General features: G+C 63.6%; 17 protein-coding genes. 4 read left to right on the forward strand and 13 right to left on the reverse strand.

The window, feature by feature from the left end:
• Nucleotides 1-547: 547 nt before the first annotated feature.
• Nucleotides 548-2,308 (reverse strand): flavin monoamine oxidase family protein, encoded by a 1,761-nt coding sequence (locus JZ00_RS06985; protein WP_039590530.1) that lies wholly within the window; start codon nt 2,306-2,308, stop codon nt 548-550.
• Nucleotides 2,309-2,555: 247 nt separating this feature from the next.
• On the opposite strand from JZ00_RS06985, the gene JZ00_RS06990 reads away from it, so the two are divergent.
• Nucleotides 2,556-3,962 carry an adenosylmethionine--8-amino-7-oxononanoate transaminase gene (locus tag JZ00_RS06990; protein ID WP_039590529.1) on the forward strand — a complete coding sequence of 469 codons (1,407 nt, stop codon included), beginning with the start codon at nt 2,556-2,558 and terminating at the stop codon, nt 3,960-3,962.
• A 152-nt stretch (nt 3,963-4,114) separates the two neighbouring features.
• A complete protein-coding gene (locus JZ00_RS06995; protein ID WP_039590528.1) occupies nt 4,115-4,834 on the forward strand; it encodes a 16S rRNA (uracil(1498)-N(3))-methyltransferase in 720 nt (239 codons plus the stop codon).
• A gap of 45 nt (nt 4,835-4,879) precedes the next feature.
• On the opposite strand, the gene JZ00_RS07000 is transcribed toward JZ00_RS06995, so the two are convergent.
• Nucleotides 4,880-5,782, reverse strand: a complete 903-nt coding sequence (locus tag JZ00_RS07000; RefSeq protein WP_039590527.1) for a transporter substrate-binding domain-containing protein — start codon at nt 5,780-5,782, stop codon at nt 4,880-4,882.
• Nucleotides 5,783-5,805: 23 nt separating this feature from the next.
• Nucleotides 5,806-7,047: a D-amino acid dehydrogenase gene (locus JZ00_RS07005; RefSeq protein WP_039590872.1), complete on the reverse strand. Its 1,242-nt coding sequence runs from the start codon at nt 7,045-7,047 to the stop codon at nt 5,806-5,808.
• A gap of 105 nt (nt 7,048-7,152) precedes the next feature.
• Here JZ00_RS07005 and JZ00_RS07010 point away from each other — a divergent pair, with 105 nt between their 5' ends.
• Nucleotides 7,153-8,076 carry a LysR family transcriptional regulator gene (locus tag JZ00_RS07010; protein ID WP_039590526.1) on the forward strand — a complete coding sequence of 308 codons (924 nt, stop codon included), beginning with the start codon at nt 7,153-7,155 and terminating at the stop codon, nt 8,074-8,076.
• Here the strand turns inward: JZ00_RS07010 and trhA are convergent.
• Entirely contained in the window at nt 8,064-8,681 is a 618-nt protein-coding gene (gene trhA, locus JZ00_RS07015) for a PAQR family membrane homeostasis protein TrhA (RefSeq protein WP_039590525.1), read from the reverse strand. The genes JZ00_RS07010 and trhA overlap by 13 nt on opposite strands.
• A gap of 187 nt (nt 8,682-8,868) precedes the next feature.
• On the opposite strand from trhA, the gene JZ00_RS07020 reads away from it, so the two are divergent.
• Nucleotides 8,869-9,783, forward strand: a complete 915-nt coding sequence (locus JZ00_RS07020) for a LysR family transcriptional regulator (RefSeq protein WP_039590524.1) — start codon at nt 8,869-8,871, stop codon at nt 9,781-9,783.
• A gap of 111 nt (nt 9,784-9,894) precedes the next feature.
• On the opposite strand, the gene madM is transcribed toward JZ00_RS07020, so the two are convergent.
• The 9 genes from madM to mdcA form a co-directional block, all read right to left on the reverse strand.
• Nucleotides 9,895-10,659, reverse strand: coding sequence for a malonate transporter subunit MadM (gene madM / locus JZ00_RS07025; RefSeq protein WP_039590523.1), 765 nt, complete (start codon nt 10,657-10,659; stop codon nt 9,895-9,897).
• A gap of 5 nt (nt 10,660-10,664) precedes the next feature.
• Entirely contained in the window at nt 10,665-11,057 is a 393-nt protein-coding gene (madL, locus tag JZ00_RS07030) for a malonate transporter subunit MadL (RefSeq protein WP_039590522.1), read from the reverse strand.
• Between the two features lie 66 nt (nt 11,058-11,123).
• Nucleotides 11,124-12,044 (reverse strand): malonate decarboxylase subunit epsilon, encoded by a 921-nt coding sequence (mdcH, locus tag JZ00_RS07035; protein WP_039590521.1) that lies wholly within the window; start codon nt 12,042-12,044, stop codon nt 11,124-11,126.
• Complete coding sequence (locus tag JZ00_RS07040; protein WP_039590869.1) at nt 12,041-12,661, reverse strand: malonate decarboxylase holo-ACP synthase; 621 nt, start codon at nt 12,659-12,661, stop codon at nt 12,041-12,043. The genes mdcH and JZ00_RS07040 overlap by 4 nt, the downstream gene beginning before the upstream one ends.
• Nucleotides 12,658-13,461, reverse strand: coding sequence for a biotin-independent malonate decarboxylase subunit gamma (mdcE, locus tag JZ00_RS07045; RefSeq protein ID WP_039590520.1), 804 nt, complete (start codon nt 13,459-13,461; stop codon nt 12,658-12,660). The genes JZ00_RS07040 and mdcE overlap by 4 nt, the downstream gene beginning before the upstream one ends.
• On the reverse strand, nt 13,458-14,309 hold the full coding sequence (locus tag JZ00_RS07050) for a biotin-independent malonate decarboxylase subunit beta (protein ID WP_039590519.1): 852 nt from the start codon (nt 14,307-14,309) through the stop codon (nt 13,458-13,460). The genes mdcE and JZ00_RS07050 overlap by 4 nt, the downstream gene beginning before the upstream one ends.
• Nucleotides 14,302-14,601, reverse strand: coding sequence for a malonate decarboxylase subunit delta (locus JZ00_RS07055; RefSeq protein WP_039590517.1), 300 nt, complete (start codon nt 14,599-14,601; stop codon nt 14,302-14,304). Before JZ00_RS07055 ends, JZ00_RS07050 begins: the two co-directional genes overlap by 8 nt.
• Nucleotides 14,601-15,476: a triphosphoribosyl-dephospho-CoA synthase gene (locus JZ00_RS07060; RefSeq protein WP_039590515.1), complete on the reverse strand. Its 876-nt coding sequence runs from the start codon at nt 15,474-15,476 to the stop codon at nt 14,601-14,603. Before JZ00_RS07060 ends, JZ00_RS07055 begins: the two co-directional genes overlap by 1 nt.
• Entirely contained in the window at nt 15,477-17,147 is a 1,671-nt protein-coding gene (mdcA, locus tag JZ00_RS07065) for a malonate decarboxylase subunit alpha (RefSeq protein WP_039590514.1), read from the reverse strand.
• Nucleotides 17,148-17,160: the final 13 nt, after the last annotated feature.

The following is a 17,160-nucleotide window of genomic DNA, read 5'->3' on the forward strand; positions in this document are numbered from 1 at the left end:
TGCATTCAGCCCTATAAGGGTCTATGTCACATCTATAAACCAATTGAGGATCGTGCTTTTTTAGCACCGTACGGCCATCAGCACAGCCACCGACACCAAATACTGCCAATAGCATTAAGCCGCTATTAATTTCATATCAACTCCAGCTTCTACGAGGTTAAAGTTGCGAACTATTAATTCACCGAACACTCAGGCTTGTAGGGATCGAACACGCACTTGTAATCCATTTGAGGGTCCCGCTTCGGAGTCACCGGAACCATCAGGGGATCATGGCCTTCGCCATAGACACACCCATACATGGAAACCAGTACGACCACACCCATCACTATTTTCATACATCGCTCCTGTTTTTCGAGGAGCCTAGACTTATGGCGGGGTGCGTTCTATCGCCTGCTTCCGGTTAACGGGTGGGAAGTTTCCGATATATCGTAAAGAGGTGTAGGACGTCAGCGTTCGCTATACGACGCTGGGCGCTGGAGGACAGCGTCGGCGCGCCTGAATGTCGAAAAAAAAGCGGCCCTTGGGCCGCGTTTTTTACGCCTGAACGTTACTGAGCCTTGGTCTCAGTGGTCGTCGCCGGTTTGGCGACCGGCTTCTTGACCGGCTCGGCCTTCTTCACCGGGGCCTTGGCCGGGGATTTTTTGGCCGGTGCCTTGGCGGCCGGTTTTTTCGCCGCAGGCTTGGCCGCAGTTTTCTTGGCCGGCTCGGCTTTCGCCGGGGCCGGCGCTGGTGGTGCTACCGGGGCCGGCGCTGGAGCAGGTGCCGGTGCGGGCGCTGGAGGCGGTGCTACCGGCTCGGGGGCCTTGGCCGGCTCGGGCTTCTTGTCGTCATCCGAGCCACCGAACAGGTTGCTGAAGAAGTTGCCCTTCTTCGCTGCCACCGCGCCAGCAGCCGCCGCTGCGGCTGGGGCGACCTTCGGCGGTTCGAAGGATTTGCCAGCGGCCAGGTCTTCTACCTGGCTGGCGGCACGTTGGCCACTGCGCAGCGCGCCTTCCAAAGTGCCTGGATACATAGCGTCAGTGTGTTCACCGGCAAAGGCTACGCGCTGCAATGGCTTTTCCCACAAACGCCAGTATTTGCTGATCTGGCCCGGACCAAACGCCAGGTAAGCGCCGCCCATGGACGGGTCGGTGCTGTAGCGCCGGATTTCATAACCGGTGAATGCGCCACGGGCCTGTGGATAAAACGCGTGCAGGCGAATCAGCACCTGGTCGACCATCTGCTTGTCGCCGAAGGCCTGCATCACCCGTGCGTTGTCGCCGGACAGGTTGATGACCACGTTGGCGCCGCCCTTCATGGCCGGCTCGATCCACATCATGCCCAGGCCGGTGTTGCTGTAGATCTCACCCGACATGCGCGCCTTGCTGTCCCAGACCGGGGTCTTGAACTTGAGCATGATCTGGTCGCGCCAACCGTAGTTGGTGCCTTTGATCGCCCCCTGGTGCTGGGCATCCAGGGCCGGCGTCAGCTGGATCTTGTTCAGTGCGCGCAGCGGCACGGCGAGTACCACGTAGTCAGCCTGGTAACCGACGCTGCCGACCTTGACGGTGACGCCGTCCTTGTCCTGGGAAATGGCCGAGACCGGTGAACCGGTCTTGATGGTCTTCAGTTGCTTGACGAACGCCTGGGCCAATACCGGGCTGCCACCCAGCAGGCGCGAGGCGCGCCGGTCACGGTCGGACACGCCGCGATAGACGCGGTTCTGCTGGGCAAAATACAGCAGCGAAAGGCGCGAAGGCTCGTCATAGCGCGTGCGTATTTCCTGATTGACCAATTGCCGCGCGGTGGCGGGCAATTGCAAACGGTCGAGCCAGTTGGACACAGTGATCTGGTCGAGGGCGTGCAGCGTGTTGGTGGCCGCCGGGTTCAGCGGATCGTCGATGGACCGCGCCAGCTCATCCAGGGTGGTTTCATAGCGCTTGAGCGCTTCGGCTGTGGCGGGCTGTTTGGTCGCCAGGTCGGCGGCGGTGAAATAAGTGCCATCGATCAGGTAGCTGGGAGTCCGCACGAATTCCGGTGCCGGCGTGGTGCCCAGCTTGAAGGTGGAAACGTACTTGTTCAGCACAGGCTGGGTCTTTTCGTTGCCGATCCACTCGCTGGTGGCCATGCCCGACCGGCCACCCAGGCTCGGCTTGGCTTCCAGCAGGGTCACGGCCCAGCCCTTGTTCTGCAGCTCGTAGGCCGCCGTCAGCCCGGCCAACCCACCGCCGATGACGATGGCCGTCGGTTGTTTGTCCTTGGCCAGCGCCGAAACGCTGAACAGCCCTATCATCACCAGCGCACAGGCGCGCAGCCAACCAGCAGACATTCAACGAACTCCGGATTAAAACGTAGGAAATTTCAGCTTTCGAGCCAGTCGGCTCTCGGTTTTTCGAGCCAGTCGGCTCCGGGAACGGCGAAGAATACGTCAGCCATCAAAGCGCCGCCAGCGACGTCTATCGCCTTGTCCATAGTAGCCGGAACGACACAATGGGTTGTCCCCACGTCCGCCATTGCATAGGCTTGCGCGATTGTTTTGCCCGCGCCCGCCGCGAGCTGCCTCGAGGAGACTGTACATGGGCCTGAATAACCAGTGGATGCAACGCGACCTCGCGGTGCTGTGGCACCCCTGCACCCAGATGAAAGATCACGAACAACTGCCGTTGATCCCTATCAAGCGCGGCGAAGGCGTGTGGCTGGAAGACTTCGAAGGCAAGCGCTACCTCGATGCCGTCAGCTCCTGGTGGGTCAACGTGTTTGGCCACGCCAACCCGCGCATCAACCAGCGCATCAAGGACCAGGTCGATCAGCTGGAGCATGTGATCCTCGCCGGTTTCAGCCACCAACCGGTGATCGAGCTGTCCGAGCGCCTGGTGAAAATGACGCCCGAAGGCCTGACCCGGTGTTTTTATGCCGACAACGGCTCGTCCTGCATCGAAGTCGCGATGAAGATGAGCTTTCACTACTGGATCAATCGCGGCCAGCCCGCCAAGAAACGCTTCGTCACCCTGAGCAACAGCTACCACGGCGAAACCATCGCGGCGATGTCGGTGGGCGACGTGCCGTTGTTCACCGAAACCTACAAGGCGCTGCTGCTGGACACGATCAAGGTGCCCAGCCCCGACTGCTACCACCGTCCCGAGGGCATGGGCTGGGAAGAACATTCGCGAAACATGTTCGCGGCCATGGAACAGACCCTCGCCGAACACCACGGCAGCGTCGCCGCCGTGATCGTCGAGCCGCTGATCCAGGGCGCCGGTGGCATGCGCATGTATCACCCGGTGTACCTGAAGTTGCTACGCGAAGCCTGCGACCGCTATGGCGTGCACCTGATCCACGATGAAATCGCTGTCGGCTTCGGTCGCACCGGGACGATGTTCGCCTGTGAACAGGCCGGTATCACACCGGACTTCCTTTGCCTGTCCAAGGCCCTGACGGGCGGCTATTTGCCGCTGGCGGCGTGCGTGACCACCGATGACGTCTACAACGCGTTCTACGACGACTATCCGACGTTGCGCGCCTTCCTGCATTCCCACAGCTACACCGGTAACCCGCTGGCCTGCGCGGCGGCCCTGGCGACCCTCGACATCTTCGAAGAAGACAACGTCATCCAGACCAACCTGGCCCTGGCCCAGCGCATGGCGAGCGCCACCGCGCACCTGGCCGATCACCCGAACGTGGCAGAAGTCCGCCAGACCGGCATGGTGCTGGCCATCGAGATGGTCAAGGACAAGGCCAGCAAAACCGCTTACCCCTGGCAGGAACGCCGTGGCCTGGCGGTGTTCCAGCATGCCCTGGAGCGCGGTGCTTTACTGCGGCCGCTGGGCAGCGTGGTCTATTTTCTGCCACCGTATGTCATCACCCCGGAGCAGATCGATTTCCTCGCCGAAGTGGCCAGCGAAGGCATCGACATTGCCACCCGGGACAAGGTCAGCGTGGCGGTGCCGAAGGACTTCCATCCTGGCTATCGCGATCCGGGCTGACGACAAATTTCTCTGTGGCGAGGGAGCTTGCTCCCGCTGGGCTGCGTAGCGGCCCCATTTTTGCGATTGCTGCGCAATCGAGCGGGAGCAAGCTCCCTCGCCACAACAGCACTAGACCCAGCAGCAATGCACCCGTATCCAGAGAACGAAACATGAGACTGTCCCGCTTCTTTATCGACACACCCCTGAGCCTCGGCGACCACGAGCTGCCCGAAGCCCAGGCCCACTACATCGGCCGGGTGCTGCGCATGGCCGAGGGCGATGCGGTGCAGGTGTTCGACGGCTCCGGCCAGGAGTTTCGCGGGACCCTGGCCGAGGTCGGCAAGAAACGCGTGCGCGTGCAGCTCGACGAGCAGTTTGCCGGGCAGGCCGAATCGCCGCTGCGCATCCACCTCGGCCAGGGCCTGTCCCGCGGCGAGCGCATGGATTGGGCGATCCAGAAGGCCACCGAACTGGGCGTCAATGAGATCACACCGATCTTCACCGAGCGCTGCGAAGTGCGCCTCAAGGACGAGCGCGCCGACAAGCGCCTGCTGCATTGGCGGCAGGTGGCGATCAGTGCCTGCGAGCAATGCGGACGCTCCACCGTGCCGGTGATCCACCCGCCATTGCTGTTGGCCGACTGGTTGAAGCAGGCCGAAGCCGAATTGAAACTGGTGCTGCACCCGGTGGCCGATCCGCTGATCAGCCACCCCAAGCCATCGTCCCTGGCATTCCTGATCGGGCCCGAGGGCGGGTTGTCGGACGCTGAAGTAGAGCAGGCCAAGACCGCCGGCTACCACGCCGCCCGCCTCGGCCCCCGAGTGCTGCGCACCGAAACCGCGCCAGTGGTGGCGTTGGCAGTGGCGCAGCAGTTATGGGGGGATTTCTAAAAGTCTGATGTAGCTCCCACAGTAGATCGCGGATGTCCTTGCGACTTACTGCACCGGCTCACTGGTCGGCTTGGCAATGATCGCCTTCAATTCGCTGGTCATCGGGAATTCCAGGTTCAGACCCTTGGGTGGGATCGGCTTCTGGAACCAGCGATCGTAGATCGCGTTGATTTCCCCAGACTTGTACAGGTCCGCCAGGGTCGAGTTGACCAGCGCCAGGAACTGCGGATCGTCCTTGCGCACCATGCAGCTGTAGATTTCCCGCGATTGTTCTTCCCCGACCACGACCCATTTATGCGGATCACGCGCCTTGGCCCGCTCGCCGTAGAGCAGCGCGTCGTCCATGTAGAACGCCGCTGCCCGGCCGGTCTCGAGCATCTGGAAGGCTTCGCCGTGGTCCTTGGCGCTGATGACGAACATGTCGACTTTGTTGTCCTGGTTGTAGCTCTTGAGGAATCGCTCATTGGTGGTGCCGGCAGTGGTCACCACATTCTTGCCGCGCAGGTCGGCGAAGCTGTGGATACCGCTGTCCTTGGCGGTCAGCAGTTGGCCCTTCACGTAAATGAAACCGTAGGAAAACGCCACCTGCTTCTGCCGCTCGGCCGTTACGCCGGTGGAGCCGCATTCCAGGTCCACGGTGCCGTTCTGCACCAGTGGGATGCGGGTCTGGGACGTGACGAGGTTGTACTTCACGTTCAGTTGCGGCAACGCCAGTTGGTGCTGGATGCGCGCGACGATCTTGCTTGCCAGCTCCACCGAGTAGCCCATCGGTTTGCCGCTGTTGTCCGCAATGTAGGAAAACGGCACGGAGGCGTCGCGGTAGCCCAAGGTGATGCTCTTGCTGCTGGCGATCTTGTCCAGGGTGCCGGTCGGTGGCGCTTCATTGGCGAAAGCCGAGGCGCTCAGCAACAGGCTCAGGGTGCAGCCGATCAACGTGATTTTTTGCATTGTTATTCTCCGTTGCGGGTGGGTCATGCGGCGCGGGGCGTGAGGCCTCGCATGTCGATGGAAGGTGTACGTTGGCGGATCAGTTCACTGAGCAAGCGGCCGCTGCCGCACGCCAGGGTAAAGCCCAAGGCGCCATGGCCCAGGTTGAGCCACAGGTTGCGATAGCCGGTGGCGCCAATCAGCGGCACCCCGCTGGGCGTGGCCGGGCGCATGCCCGCCCACTCGATGGCGCGCTCGTAATTTCCAGCCAGGGGGAAGGTTTCCATGGCCTGGCGACGGATCAGGGCCAGGCGCCTGGGGTCTGGTGCCGGATCAAAACCGACGATGTCGACCATCGCCGCCACTCGCAACTGCTCACCGATGCGAGCGTAGACGACCTTGCGATCATAGTCGGTGATGCTCAGCTCCGGCGCCCGATGTCGCGCCTCGATCGGAACCGTCAGGCTGTAGCCCTTGAGCGGATACAGCGGTAGTCGCAGCCCAGGCACTGCAAGCGCTGCACTGCGATGGCCGGCGGCTATCACCACGGCGTCCACGTCCAGGCGATCTGCGCCCAGGTTGATCGCCTGCACCGTACCGTTAGCATGATGGACAGCAGTCACCGCACGCCCCAGGAGGAACTCGCAGCGCCCCGAAGCCCGTAGCCGCGCCGCCAATTGGAGGCAGAAAGCATGGCAATCGGCGACCTCCTCGTCCGGCGTGTAGATCCCGCCCACGAACGGCACGCCTGCCAGCGCGGGCTCCAGGCTGGCGCATTGGGCAGGGCCAAGTACTTGCTGATGCTCCAGATCAGTCACTCGCCGCCGAGCATGCTCGAAGTGGCGGCCGTTTCGAAACGTCACCAATTTGCCGTTGCGCCGCCAGTCAAAGCCATCGAGATGATCGTCTTCGCGCCAGGTCTGCAACGTCGCCTGGCTCAACAGCGCCAGGCGCAACAGATGCGCACCGTTGCGGCGGTTGACCGAGGTCCGGCACGCGGCGACAAACGACGCCATCCAGCGCCACTGGGCCGGGTCGAGGCGCGGGTGCAACTTCAGTGGCGAATCCGCGCGCAACATCCAGCCCAGGGCCTGCCAGGGCACCCCGGCATCCGCCAGCGGCGAGACGTAGCGATAGGACAACTGGCCGCCATTGGCGAAGCTGGTTTCGCTGCCCAGCGCGTCCCGGGCTTCGACGAGCGTGACGTCGATGCCTTCGCGAACCAGCGCATAAGCCGTCGCCACCCCGATCACGCCGCCACCGATGATGCAAACCCGCTGAGCCATGTCCATCTCACACCTGTTTCGAATGGCCCAAGGTTAGGATTGGATGACAGCGTTCGAACAATGAATAAAGATGGGCTTCCTATAAACAAAGGTTATGGGCTCGCCATGCGCCTTCGTCATATCGAGATTTTCCAGGCCATCCGCCAGACCGGCTCCATCAGCGGCGCCGCGCAGTTGCTGCACGTCTCCCAGCCGGCCGTGACCAAGGTGTTGCAGCATGCCGAGCAGCAATTGGGCTTTGCGCTATTCCTGCGAGTGCGCGGCAAGTTGCAGGCCACGCCTGAGGCGCTGGAACTGGAGCGCGAGGTCGACAAGGTCAGCGAAAGCCTTCAAGGCGTGCGGCGCCTGGCCCAGAGCCTGCGCCGCGAGCCGGGCCACAGCCTGCGGATCGGCGCCACGCCAGCCTTGGCCCTGTCGTTGATGCCGGCGGCGATCCATCAATGGACCCGACGATACCCCGACATCGTCTGCGAGTTATCCAGTGCCCACAGCCGCGAATTGACGCAAAACCTGCTGATGCGCGAAATCGACGTCGCCCTGACCTTGCAAGCGCCCGATCACCCTGGCCTCAAGGCCCAGGCCCTCGCCAGTGGCGTGTTGGTAGCCTTGGCACCAAATGGTCACTGGCCCGAGGCGACGATCGGCACGCCCATGCGGTTGCAAGCCTTGGCCGATGCGCCATTGATCGGCCTGTCCAGTACCGACCCGCTCTCGGCCAGGTTGGACGGTTACCTCAAGTCAGTGGAGCCGTCGCCACGCGTGAGCATTTCCGTGCAGACCTATTCACTGGCCCGGGCCATGGTCGAATCCGGCGCCGGGCTGGCGGTCATCGACCCGTTCACGGCTTTGGGCGCTTCGAGCGCCCGCACGGCCATCCGGCCCTTGTCGCCGCCGCTGCCCATTTCCCTGTACGCCGTGACCCGGGCCAACGAGGCCCCAGCCCATACGATGGGTGCCCTGCTGGAGATCTTTGCCAGCCAGGCCCAGGGGCAGCTGGATCGCCTGTTTGGAACGGCTCAAAGCACGTAGAACAGAATCGCCACGAAATGCAGCAGGCTGCCGGCGATGACAAACAGGTGCCAGATGCCATGGGCATGGCGCAGGCGATGGTCCAGCGCGAAGAAAATGATGCCGACGGTGTACAACACGCCGCCCGAAGCCAGCCAGGCAAACCCGGTGCTGCCCAGCGCCGCCAGCAACGGCTTGACCGCCACCAGGACGATCCAGCCCATTACCGCATAAATGACGATCGACAGGATCCTCGCTTCAGAGCGCGGCTTGATTTCCTGCAGGATGCCGATCAGGGCCAGCCCCCAGACAATCCCGAACAACGTCCAGCCCCACGGCCCGCGCAGGGTCACCAGGCAGAACGGCGTGTAGCTGCCGGCGATCAACAGGTAGATCGAAAAATGATCGACCTTCTGCATGATCTCTTTCTTGCGTCCGCGCACGCTGTGATAAACCGTCGAGGCGCTGTAGAGCGCCAGCAAGGTGAACCCATAGATCGCCACGCTGACGATCTTCCAGGGATCACCGGCCATCCCGGCAATCACCAGCAACCACACCGCGCCGATAAACGCCGCGACAGCCCCCACCAGGTGTGTCCAGGCGTTGAGTCGTTCCCCGTGATACATCCCAATCCCACCCCACATTCCGAAACTGGCGCCAAGGCTCAGGCCTGGCGCGGCAAAGTGCAATGCCTTGGCTTTTTTTAACTCGTGATAACGCTCCCTCGCCACAACAGCTCCCAAGCCACTTAAATCGCGTCGCCGGGAAGACATGGGGCACAATCAGCCCATACGAATAAGAGTCCACCCTCCCATGCTGATCGACGAAGAATTGACCCTGAAAAAACTCGAGGTGTTCCTGGCCTTCATGCGCACCGGCAACCTCGCGCGGGCGGCGGCCGAGTTGCAGACCAGCAATGTCAGCGTGCACCGGGCCATTCATTCCCTGGAGAGCGCCCTGCGTTGCCCACTGTTCAAGCATGAAGGCCGCAACCTCACGCCTTTGGAAAGCGCCTATGTTTTGGAAGAGCGTGCGCAGAGGCTGATCCAGGATGTGATCGAAAGCGTTCGACTGACCCGCGAGGCGGCGGGTTTTTCCGCTGAGCGCTTCAAGCTCGGCTCGCTGTACTCGCTGACGGTCAAGACCGTGCCCCAACTGATCATGGGCCTGAAAATCCGCCGCAGCGAACTCAACATCGACCTGATCATGGGCTCGAACATCGACCTGTTGTACAAGCTCAAGAACATGGAAGTCGACGCGATCCTGGTGTCGCTGGACGACAGCGTCAACGACCCGGACTGCGAGCAGATCGCGCTGTTTTCCGATGACATCTTCCTCGCTACCCCGGCCGACTCCCCCTTCGCCCAGCGCAGCGAAGTCGACCTGGCCGACGTGCGCAACGAGACCTTCATCACCCTGACCCAAGGCTTCGCCACGCATCAGGACGGTGTCCGGGTGTTCAAGCAAGCGGGGTTCGAGCCGAAGGTGGCGATGCAGGTCAACGACATCTTCACCCTGCTGAGCATGGTCAGCTCCGGGGTGGGTTATGCCTTGCTGCCGGGCAGGATCGCGGCGGTCTATGAAAACCGCGTGAAACTGATCCCATTGCAGGAAAAGTATCGGTTGCAACAGCACATTGGCGTGGTGTTCCTGAAGGCCAAGGAGCGTGATCCGAACCTGCTGGCGCTGTTGGCCGAGTGCCGGATGTATGCCAATCGCCAGGCCTGAGACCGAGTCTCGCCCTTCGCGAACAAGCCCCCTCCCACAGGGACACGCGGTCGACTGTGGCAGCGGGCCTGCTCGCGAAGAGGTCAGCGCGGTTAGCGAAGAGCCGAAGCCCTACCCCATCAACCCCCGCATGATCAAAAACAACAGCGAAGGCCCGAGCAAGCACCCAAGTGCCGTATAGAACGCCGCCGTCAGGCAGCCATACGGCACCAGCTTCGGATCGGTCGCCGCCAGGCCGCCGGCCACGCCACTGGAAGTGCCCATCAGCCCGCCGAAGATCACCGCGCTGCGCGGGTTGTTGAGGCCGATGAAGGGCGCCACGAACGGCGTCGCCACCATCACCAGGATCGCCTTGATCAGCCCGGCGGCAATGGACAGCGCCATGACCTCGGAGCTGGCGCCAATCGCCGCCCCGGTCACCGGTCCGACAATATAAGTCACCGCCCCGGCGCCGATGGTGGTGAGGCTCACCACATCGGTGTAACCGAAGGCCATCGCCACGCCAACGCCGGCAATGAATGAAGTCCCGACCCCGACGAACAAGGCCAGCACGCCAACGAAACCGGCGCGCTTGAGCTCCTCGACACTGACGCCGAACGCCGTGGCGACGATGGCGAAGTCCCGCAGCATGGCGCCGCCCAGAAGACCGATCCCGGACAGCAGCGGGATGTCCACCACGCCTTTCTGCCCACCGGTCATGGCCCCGCCGATGTACGAGAGCACCAGCCCCAGCAGGATGGCGATGGCCGAGCCGTGCAGGCGCCCTTTGGTGAACGTGTCGCTGATCCAGTAGGACACCCACATGGTGATGCCGACGATGGCAAAACCGCTGATCAGGCCGTAGCCGGTGATGACTTTCATCAAGGATTCGTACATGGCGGTCACCCTACCGTTTTCACGGACACGTTGGATTGAGGGTCCTTGTTGCCGATGCGCACCAGCACCGGCACCAACGCAAAGGCGATCACCACCGCCAGCGTCCCGGCCAGGATCGCCATCGGCCCGCCCTTCAAGGCGCCATAAACGTTTTGCTGCGCGGCCATCGCCACCACGATCGGGATATAGATGGCGCTCCAGAATTCCACGCCTGCCTCGGATTTGCCCGTGAACAGGCCGCGCTTGTTCAGGTAGCTGCCCAGGCCGATCAACAGCAGCATCGCAATGCCGACGCCGCCGACGTTGGCCGGCACGCCGATCAATTTGCCCAGCAGCTCACCGATGAAAATACCCGCCAGGGTACAAAAGGCCAGGAACGCCACACCGTAGATAATCATTGTCGTAGTCCTCAAAGTGCATCGTCGAAGTTGTTGTTTTTGTGCTTCGCCAGCTTGAGTCGGTGTCTAGGGTTGGCGGTGTCCCTCCTCATGCAACAGCGCTTGCAGGGTGTCGAGCCGCGCGCCGTCAAACGCCATGACGGTGCCCTGCTCGAACACCCGGCGCGCCAGCCCGGTCAGCACCGCGCCGGGTGGTAGTTCGATTTGCAGCCGCACGCCTCGTTCGTAGGCGCTCTGCACCGTGCCGCGCCAATCGACGACCCGGCACATGTTGAAAGCCAGGTCGTCGCGCAAGGCTTCGGTCTTGAGCACCGGCCGGGCGCGGCTGCCGCTGAGATAGCCCAGGGATGGCGCCTTCAACGACACGTTGGCGAATGCCTCGGACAGCGTCCGCGCCGGAGCCTCCAGCAACGGGCAATGGGATGGCACGCTGACCGCCAACCGACAGGCCTTGCCCGCGCCCTGGCGACGCGCCATTCCAGCAACGAGGCTCATGGCTTCGTCGCTGCCGGCAATAACCACCTGGTTATCGGCATTGATATTGGCCAGGTAGACCGGCGTTGTTTCACGGTGCACCTGGGCGAGCAAGGCTTCCACGGCGGCGAGGTCCAGGCCGATGATGGCGGTCATGCCATAGCCATGTGGATACGCCTGCTGCATCAATTCGCCGCGCAAGCTCACCAGTCGCAGCGCATCCGCAAAATCCAGCGCCCCGGCCACGACTGCCGCTGGATAAGCGCCGATGGACAACCCCGCCACGTAATCCGGTGCGGGAGCCTGCTCCAGCAACCGACGGGCCGCCGCCACGCCGGCAATCAGCAGGCACAGCTGCACGGCGCGGGTCGATTGCAACGCTTGGGCAGAGTCCAACAGCAAGACATCCTCGCCAAGCAGATCACTCGCCTCTTCCAGGATCTGCGGCGCCAATCCATGGAGCATGCCCACGCGCTGCGCACCCTGGCCGGGAAAGACGAAGAGGCTGCTCACGCGACCTGCTCCATTGAAGATTGCCAAGGATCGCTCACCAGGCGGGCCTGGATTTCGTTCTTGAGCAAGACCCGCCGCGACGAACCCGCCCACTCGCGCAAGGCGACGGCGCCGCAAGGGGTTTGCAACTGCATGTCCACGGCGCAGACCGAGGCATCCAGCAGCGCCAGCAGTTCCTTGGCCTGGAGACGATTCAGACGACGCGGCGTGCGCAGGATCAAATCCAGGTCACTGCGTTCATGCAACGCCTCGATGCCGGTGGCAAGCTCGAACCCGGCGCTGCCGCCGATGCCCCAGGCCCAACCGCTGGCATCGAGCAGCGGCCGCAGCCGGGCCAGCGCGTGCAAGGCCGGCAGGTCGCGACGGGATTCGACATGGCAAAGGTCTTCCGGGCGCACCCGGCGCTGGATCGCAGCTACTGGCATCGACGAGGCGTAACGCTGCTCCCGGGATCGACCACGCAAGCCCACCGCGATGTGACCAGGCGAGGCCAGCGCACGACGCACCACCACCGGTTGCCCGAGGTCGAGGGACTCGACAGCCCAGCCCGGCGCATCCGCAGGCAACTGCAAGGCAGTCATCCCCCAGAGCAGGTCATGGGCCAGGAACGTGCTCACCACTGCGCCCTCAGCAATTGGCGAACATGGCTGGAAGCTGCGCGATTGGCGGCCCCCAAACGTCCGCTGAGATCCCGAGGCGCACCGGCCGCCTCGTTGATCGCTTGTTGCAGGCAATCAATCACCCGGCCCAGATCCGCCACCGTCGGTTGCTCGATCTGTTCCACCGACAAGGTTTCCCAGAGCAAACCGAGGCTGGCGTAGCTGTCGATGTCATAGGCCATCGGCGGCACGCTGGCGGCCAGGGCTTCAAGCTCTTCGACGCTGCGCAGGGTGACCCGCGCCGCCGAGGCCTTGCCCATGGCGTGGACCATCACACCCGGGTCGCGCAGGGCGATCAAGCGGTTGGCCTGGTAGCCGTGGGCCAGGAACGCACCGGACATGGCCTTGCCCACCAGCAAACCAATCACCGGATGCCCGGCCAATCGGGCGCGGGCATAACTGTCCGCCGCGCCGGCCAAGGCCTGATGAATGCCCAAGGCTTCTTCGCGCCGGCCATAGGCCTGGCTGGGCACATCGACGATGGCGATCAGCGCACGTTTGCGCGGCGCATTGCGGTCGGCTTCGATGGCATCGTCAACAGCCTTGGCCAGGCCCCAGCCTTCGAGCAAGCCGACTTCGCCGTTGCGCGCCCGAGGGAAACGGTTGACGGGATCAGCCACCACGGCGAGCAGGCGCGCGGTTTGGTCGCCCAGTTGGACGTCAGCAGCTTTCAGCGAAGCAGGCAGACCGGCCAAAGGTTCGGCGCCGCCGCTCAGGGCCTCGAACCAGCGCAGGCCTCTCAATGAGTACGAAGTCATGGGCGTTCTCCCTGATACAGCTGGCGAACCGCTGCCGGTTCGATTTGCACGTCAGTGTCCAAGCGAGCCAGGCGTTGCAGGAACAGTTCGGCCTGGCCGCTGCGGTGTTCGTTGGGCACACCTAGATGCAACAGTTCGCCGACTTGTCGGCGGATCTGCTCGACGTCATCGGCGACGTAGCGGTCCACCAGCCCGGTCGCGTAGCGCTGCGCGCCACCGGTCAGGCTCCAGATGAATGGCCGGTCGCGGGAGTCGTATTCGTCGAGGCCGGCTTCCTGCTCGATCACTTGCGGACCGTTCAGGCCCAGCCGCGCTTCCTGGGTCACCAGCAGGTAACTGCACAACCCGGCGGCGATGGACATGCCACCAAAACATCCGACGCTACCGGCGACTACACCAACCACCGGCTGGTACTGACGCAAATCGACAATCGCCGAGTGAATCTCGGCAATCGCCGCGAGGCCGAGGTTGGCCTCCTGCAACCGCACGCCGCCGGTTTCCAGCAGCAACACAGCGCGGGTCGGAATCCCTTTGCGGTTGTCCTCGGCGGCCAGCTCCAATGCTCCGGCGATTTTTGCCCCGCCGACTTCACCGAGGCTTCCGCCCTGGAACGCGCCTTCGATGGCAGCCACGACAACCGGCAATCCGTCGAGGTTGCCCTTGGCGATCACCACGCCGTCATCGCTCTGTGGCACCACGCCCTGGCGCAACAGCCACGGCGACATGACCCGCTGGAACGGGTCAAGCAATTCGCGGAACGTTCCGTCGTCGAGCAAGGCCTTGGCCCGTTGCCGGGCACCAAGTTCGACGAAGCTGTGCTTGTTGAGCAGCGCTGCGCTGTCAGTCATGGCCGATCTCCTCGAAACCTTGTTCCAGGCGCAGACGCACCACGCCGGGGGTGGCGCCGAAATCATGGATGTCGATACTCATCGCCGGGGGCGTCTGGCCGTCGAACATGCGGGTGAACAAATGCTGCCAGCGTTGTTCGCTGCCGTTGACCGAGGTCTGCACCTGGATGGTCAATTTGCCCGCCAGGCCGGGTTCGATCAGCACTTCCAGGTCGCCCGAGCCGACGCAGCCCACCAGCGCCCGGCCCCGTGGCGGCTGCCCGGCAGGAAATTCAAAGGATAAGGTTTCCATCAGCACACTCCAGGGAAGAGGCCATCGCCGCGTTCGATGCGATCGAGGAACAGGCAGGCGGCGAGCAAGTCGGCAGCGCCGCCGGGCGAGGCGTTCAAGGCAATCAATTGTTGATCCAGCGCATGCAACTGGCGGCGACCGCCGAGGCTCGCGCTGCCACCGGCGTCGAGCACCGCTCTGGCGCCGTGCTGCATGGCCTGCAAACCGGCTTCGCCCGCGCGGTAGAGCACGCAGGTGTCGGCCAGGTTGGTCATGATCGCCAGCAAGGCATCGAGCCGGGCGTTCTGTTCGCCCGCACCCGCCGCCCGACTGCGCTTGAGTTGCGGCAGGCCCAGGCCGGTCACCGCCGGGAACGCCAGTTGCGCTTCTTCACGGGCACCGCGCACGCCGTAGCGTTGGGCGACCTGGGCGCCATGACTCAGGGGCTGCGGTGCATGGCGGTCGTTGAGCAGGGCCAGGCGAGCAGCGCGTAGAGTGACGGCGCCCGCGGCGTTGGCTTCAGGTTCCAGCGCCGCCGCAGCGACGAGCAAGCCCAAGGCCCAGATCGCGCCACGGTGGGTGTTCACGCCACCCGTGGTCACCAGCATGGCGGCTTCGCCTTCACGACCGATGCGGCCGAGGGCTTCGCGCAGCGGCAGGCCGATCTCGCCACAGTCGAGGGCGGCCTCGGCCATTTCCTTGAAGGCCGGCCACAGCGACAACGCCGAAGCGTGCATCAGGCCCAGGTGCAAATCGGTATGGGCGCCGCTGCCGCGCCGGTCCACCAGCGCCGGTTTGGGCGAGAGGTCGGCCTCGTCGATCAACGCATCCACCGCCAGGTCGGCCAGGCGCTCAGCGAGAGGTATCGGCGTGGGTTGCAGATTTAGGGCGCGCATTTACCAGCTCCTGAACTTGGCGGGCGGGTTGTAGAGGCCACCGGACCACTCCACCAGATCGGCCACGCTCTTGGCCGCGAGCAACTCGCGGGTGGCGTCGGTGCGGCGGATACCAAGGTCTTCCGGCAAGGCGATCAGCCCTTCGCGGCGCATGCGCGCGGTTTCCTTCGGGTCGTGGCGCAAGCCGATGGCAGTGACCCCGGCCACGGCGGCGATCATTGCCTGGCGCTCTTCCAGCGAGCGGGCCTTGTACAGGTAGGCGATGCCTTCTTCGGTCAGCAAATGGGTGACGTCGTCGCCGTAGATCATGATCGGCGCCAGGAGCATGCCGGCTTTCTTCGCCACCTCCACGGCGTCGAGGGTGTCGACGAAGGTCGGTTTGCCGCCCTCCTGGAATGTCTCGACCATCTGCACCACGAGCTTCTTGCCGCGTTCGAGCAACGGCGCCTCGCCATCGCCGTGGCGCATGTCGAGCCAGGCCGGCGTGCCGTGACGACGACCGCGCGGGTCGTGGCCCATGTTCGGTGCACCACCGAAGCCCGCGAGTCGGCCACGGGTCACGGTGGAGGAATGACCGTCGCCGTCCACTTGCAGGGTGGCGCCGATGAACAGGTCCACCGCGTACTGCCCGGCCAGTTGGCAGACCATGCGGTTGGAGCGCAGCGAGCCGTCGTGGCCGGTAAAGAACACATCCGGCCGGGCGGCGATGTAGTTTTCCATGCCGAGCTCGGTGCCAAAGCAATGCACACTTTCGACCCAGCCGCTTTCGATGGCGGGGATCAAGGTCGGGTGCGGATTGAGGGTCCAGTTACGGCAGATCTTGCCCTTCAGGCCGAGGGATTCGCCGTAGGTGGGCAGGATCAATTCGATGGCGGCGGTGTTGAAACCGATGCCGTGATTGAGGGATTGAACGTTGTGCTTTTCGTAGATTCCGCGGATCGCCATCATCGCCATCAGCACGTGCACAGGCTTGATGTGGCGCGGGTCGCGGGTGAACAGCGGCTCGATGTAGAACGGCTTGTCGGCCACCACCACGAAATCGACCCAGGACGCCGGAATGTCCACGCGGGGCAGGTCGCTGACGTCGTCCACCAACTGGTTGACCTGGACGATGACGATGCCGTCGCTGAAGGCCGCCGGCTCGATCAGCGCCGGCGTGTCTTCGGTGCTGGGGCCGGTGTAGATATTGCCGGCACGGTCGGCCATGAAACCGGCCGAGAGCACGACGTTGGGGATCAGGTCCACCACCAGCCGGGCATAGAGTTCGATGTAGGTATGGATCGCGCCGATTTCCAGCAGACCGTCTTCGAGCAACTGGCTGATGCGCAGGCTCTGGGTGCCGGCAAAGGAAAAATCGAGCTTGCGGGCGATGCCACGTTCGAACAGGTCCAGGTGCTCGGAACGACCAACGCTGGGCATGATCATGTGCAAGTCATGCAGCTTGCCCGGGTCGGCCTTGGCCAAGGAGCGCGAAAGGAAATCCGCCTGTTTCTGGTTATTGCCCTCCAGAACCACACGGTCGCCGGGCAGGATCAACGCCTCCAGCGCCGCGACGATCTTGTCGGTGGGCAACACCACACCATCGGCCAGCCCCTTCACCAGCCCGAGCCGCCGCTGCTTTTCGCTGCGCCGCCGCGTCCAGCGCGAGTCGGGGGATATTGTTGTTGTCATGACCACTCCACGG

It is taken from the genome of Pseudomonas frederiksbergensis (assembly GCF_000802155.2).
In the GTDB taxonomy this organism is placed as follows: Bacteria; Pseudomonadota; Gammaproteobacteria; order Pseudomonadales; family Pseudomonadaceae; genus Aquipseudomonas; species Aquipseudomonas frederiksbergensis_A.

Excerpts from the sequence above, each read along its gene's own strand:
- JZ00_RS06985 (WP_039590530.1), bottom strand. The coding sequence starts at position 2,308 with ATGTCTGCTGGTTGGCTGCGCGCCTGTGCGCTGGTGATGATAGGGCTG.
- JZ00_RS06990 (WP_039590529.1), top strand. The coding sequence starts at position 2,556 with ATGGGCCTGAATAACCAGTGGATGCAACGCGACCTCGCGGTGCTGTGG.
- JZ00_RS06995 (WP_039590528.1), top strand. The coding sequence starts at position 4,115 with ATGAGACTGTCCCGCTTCTTTATCGACACACCCCTGAGCCTCGGCGAC.
- JZ00_RS07000 (WP_039590527.1), bottom strand. The coding sequence starts at position 5,782 with ATGCAAAAAATCACGTTGATCGGCTGCACCCTGAGCCTGTTGCTGAGC.
- JZ00_RS07005 (WP_039590872.1), bottom strand. The coding sequence starts at position 7,047 with ATGGCTCAGCGGGTTTGCATCATCGGTGGCGGCGTGATCGGGGTGGCG.
- JZ00_RS07010 (WP_039590526.1), top strand. The coding sequence starts at position 7,153 with ATGCGCCTTCGTCATATCGAGATTTTCCAGGCCATCCGCCAGACCGGC.
- trhA (WP_039590525.1), bottom strand. The coding sequence starts at position 8,681 with ATGTATCACGGGGAACGACTCAACGCCTGGACACACCTGGTGGGGGCT.
- JZ00_RS07020 (WP_039590524.1), top strand. The coding sequence starts at position 8,869 with ATGCTGATCGACGAAGAATTGACCCTGAAAAAACTCGAGGTGTTCCTG.
- madM (WP_039590523.1), bottom strand. The coding sequence starts at position 10,659 with ATGTACGAATCCTTGATGAAAGTCATCACCGGCTACGGCCTGATCAGC.
- madL (WP_039590522.1), bottom strand. The coding sequence starts at position 11,057 with ATGATTATCTACGGTGTGGCGTTCCTGGCCTTTTGTACCCTGGCGGGT.
- mdcE (WP_039590520.1), bottom strand. The coding sequence starts at position 13,461 with ATGACTTCGTACTCATTGAGAGGCCTGCGCTGGTTCGAGGCCCTGAGC.
- JZ00_RS07050 (WP_039590519.1), bottom strand. The coding sequence starts at position 14,309 with ATGACTGACAGCGCAGCGCTGCTCAACAAGCACAGCTTCGTCGAACTT.
- JZ00_RS07055 (WP_039590517.1), bottom strand. The coding sequence starts at position 14,601 with ATGGAAACCTTATCCTTTGAATTTCCTGCCGGGCAGCCGCCACGGGGC.
- JZ00_RS07060 (WP_039590515.1), bottom strand. The coding sequence starts at position 15,476 with ATGCGCGCCCTAAATCTGCAACCCACGCCGATACCTCTCGCTGAGCGC.
- mdcA (WP_039590514.1), bottom strand. The coding sequence starts at position 17,147 with ATGACAACAACAATATCCCCCGACTCGCGCTGGACGCGGCGGCGCAGC.